Annotated in this window: 1 protein-coding gene; it reads right to left on the reverse strand. The window is 70.0% G+C overall.

Translation table 11 applies throughout. The features are described 5' to 3' along the window. The coding region (locus ACOADB_RS25820; protein ID WP_378605692.1) for a TetR/AcrR family transcriptional regulator at positions 1-607 on the reverse strand (607 nt) is incomplete at its 3' end. Between the last annotated feature and the right edge of the window lie 42 nt (positions 608-649).

Here is a 649-nt window from a genome sequence, read left to right on the forward strand (position 1 = left end):
TCGCGAGTGCGGACAACTGGTCCTCGAGTCGCCGTGCCGACGCCCGTTTGCGCTGGAGCATCCAGTCGTGGACCACGACGTTGATGGCACCGCTGAGGGAGAGGGCGAGGAAGCGGAAGTCCCGTGGTGCGATCTCCTTGCGGGCGACGGCCCGACGCCCCTCGTCCTCGACGAGCGCCACGATGGTCGCCCGGAAGTCGAGCCGCTGCTGCTCGACCCGCGGGCTGACGCCGACGATCTCGACGAAGGCGATCCGGGCGGTCCGGGGGTCGGCCAGCACGGGTCGGAGATAGGCGCGGACGGCGGCGTCGAGGCGCCGGCGGAAGTCGTCCTCCTGGCTCGCGGCCAGCGAGACGGCGACGGCTTCGTAGGCGTCGGCCGTGATCGCGCCGTAGAGGTCGAGGAGGAGGTCCTCCTTGCAGCTGAACTGCAGGTAGAAGTGGCGCGTGGAGACCGATGCCGTCGAGCAGAGTCGGTCGATCGACGTGGCCTGGTAGCCGTGGGTGCCGAACAGGTCGAGGGCAGCGGCGCGCAGTCGCAGGAGCCGGCTGCGGTCCCGTTCCTCGGCCGACTGGCCGCCGTACTGTCGTGCGGTCGTGGTCTCCATCGGGCGCCTCCTTCGACTGGAGGCACGCTATCCGAAAAGTTG

It is taken from the genome of Nocardioides sp. CPCC 206348 (genome assembly GCF_048654705.1).
GTDB lineage: Bacteria > Actinomycetota > Actinomycetes > Propionibacteriales > Nocardioidaceae > Nocardioides.